2 protein-coding genes and 1 pseudogene are annotated in these 2,475 nt (G+C 36.3%); 2 read left to right on the forward strand and 1 reads right to left on the reverse strand.

Translation table 11 applies throughout. The features are described from left to right. Window positions 1-208: pseudogene (locus UC75_RS22450) on the reverse strand (hypothetical protein); the annotation flags it as partial. A gap of 211 nt (window positions 209-419) precedes the next feature. Between UC75_RS22450 and UC75_RS18280 the strand changes: the two are divergent. Together UC75_RS18280 and UC75_RS18285 are read left to right on the forward strand one after the other, a co-directional pair. Then, entirely contained in the window at window positions 420-1,490 is a 1,071-nt protein-coding gene (locus UC75_RS18280) for an alpha/beta hydrolase (protein ID WP_049838399.1), read from the forward strand. Between the two features lie 149 nt (window positions 1,491-1,639). Next, window positions 1,640-2,191 (forward strand): peptidylprolyl isomerase, encoded by a 552-nt coding sequence (locus UC75_RS18285; RefSeq protein ID WP_049838400.1) that lies wholly within the window; start codon window positions 1,640-1,642, stop codon window positions 2,189-2,191. Window positions 2,192-2,475: the final 284 nt, after the last annotated feature.

The following is a 2,475-nucleotide window of genomic DNA, read 5'->3' on the forward strand; positions in this document are numbered from 1 at the left end:
TTCGTTGTTGTTCATATATTCTTTGACGTTCTTCCCAGCGTCTTCGTTCCCAATCGTTATATCGACGTCCATCATTGCGATCATAGCGATTACTATCATGATCATGGTAACCATAACCACCACGATAAGAAGGGTCATCCGTATAAGCCACACAGCCTACAGTTAAAAGACTGGTCGCTAATAAAGTAACAACTAGTTTTGTTGACATAATCGTACCTCTTTTTGTCTGTTAACAATAATTGGCAAAAAAGTCCTGTTTTAAGTGACAGATTTGTTAATGACATTTGCTTGAAATCAGATTAGCGTAATTTGGGTTTTACCTTTGTATCTTGATTACATGAGTTGTATGCGAATATAGTCAAATAACAACAGAATTCTGTAGAAAATATGAAGGATAAGAGGGATTCATGGAGATAGGCATGACAGCATTTAATCAAAAAATTCAAACATTGCTAGATAAGGGCCAAGGGCCTGCTGCTCGAGCTCTTGATAAGTTACCTCGATTAGCTCAAGAATCACTTGCTAAAATTCTTGGATATTCGTACCAATATCCAGATCTCGACTCATTTACTAAATGTATGATGGCTGTACAAATTAAACAGGGTCGTATCGGTTTCATTGGATCAGACCCAATTGAATCTAGAAGGCAGTTCGATACGCAAATGCTGGCTATACGCCATAAGTCAACAGAGATCGACTTAGTAGAAGATATCCGTTTACCTCTCCAAAGTGGAACCGTTTTTGCGAGACACTATCACCCAGCACCGAATAAAAAACTCCCTCTTATTGTTTTCTATCATGGAGGAGGGTTTGTTGTTGGTGGTTTAGATACTCATGATGAGGTTTGTCGTATATTGGCAAAATATGCAAAAGTACAAGTACTCAGTATTGATTACCCCCTAGCACCTGAGGTTTCTCCTCAGCATTTAATCCAATCTTGTGAAGATGCTTTAGCTTGGGTATATCAAAATCGTAGACAGTTAAAAATATTAAAAGGTCGAATTGCGGTAGCGGGGGATAGTGCAGGTGGAAACATTAGTACAGTCGTGGCTCAAAGATCAGTAAATAAACCTTATGCTCCTCAGGCCCAACTTCTTATTTACCCTACCGTTGATTTCAAGAGTCGACATCCTTCCTTCTATACATATAACGAAGGATTGGTTTTGACGGATAACGATATCAATAATGTCACTCAATATTATGCAACCCAGCATAACATAGAACTAGATGATCCAATTATTTCTCCAACTTATGGCAACTTGAAGAAGAATCCTCCGGCTTTTGTGATTACTGCTGGGCATGATGTATTACATGATGAAGGCAAAATTTATAGCTATAAGCTACGCCAAAATGGTGTCAAAATGCATTATGAAGAATATTCAGATCAAACTCATGGTTTTATAAATTTGACGCCTATTTCCAAAAAAGCCAAACGGTACACCATTGAGTTCAGTAAAAACTTTAGAAAATTTTGGGATAAAAATAGCTAAATAAAAGTTTGGTCCATGTTTCACGTGGAACATGGACACATCCAAAATATTAGGCCTTAAATAAAAGATAATAAATACTCACTAGAATTCTTTTATATAGACGATTAAATTTAACCTCTATTAAGTTTTGCATTTTACTGTAGGAAGATATGAAAAAATTATTAATGCTATGTTGCTTAGGTCTAAGCAGTCATTCAGTTTGGGCTGACACTTTAGTTGAAATGCAAACAAATTTAGGCAACATAGAAATACAACTTTATGACGAGAAAGCCCCAATCAGCGTAAAGAATTTTAAAACCTATATAAAGTCGAACTTTTATAAAGATACGATCTTCCATCGCGTAATTCCTGGTTTCATGGTACAGGGCGGTGGACTTACTGCAAATATGCAGGAAAAGACAACCCGAGCACCAATCAAAAACGAAGCTGGAAATGGAATTGCTAACACCCGCGGAACTTTAGCAATGGCTCGTACTGCAAATCCTGACTCTGCTACTAGTCAATTCTTTATTAATGTCGCAGATAACAGTTTTCTAAATCGCTCAGCTGGTAACGCAGGTTATGCGGTTTTCGGAAAAGTAATTAAAGGAATGGATGTGGTTGACCGTATTGTAAAGGTACCTACAACCAATGATGGCATGCATCAGAACGTTCCTAAACAACCTATTAAGATACTAGAAGTGAAAATCAAAAAAGAATGAAAATAAATAATTTAATATTTATTTTTTATTATCAGTTGTTTAGTTAATTTTTTTGGCTTTTTTGATTTTTGGTTGGGTAAAAAAGAGTCGGTCAAACACATATATTTAGAAAAGTGCTTGCGTACCAGTTTTTTTTCCCTATAATGCACTCATCCCAACGCGATACACGAGAATATCTTAGCTTACAGGGTTAGGATGAAAACTTAGTATTGCGTTGAATTCTGTCTCTGACGAAGAGCAGAAAAATCATTAAGAGAATTGAAGAACAACTTGTGTGGATTTTT

The sequence above is a fragment of the Acinetobacter sp. V2 genome, assembly GCF_001188385.1.
GTDB classification, from domain to species: domain Bacteria; phylum Pseudomonadota; class Gammaproteobacteria; order Pseudomonadales; family Moraxellaceae; genus Acinetobacter; species Acinetobacter oleivorans.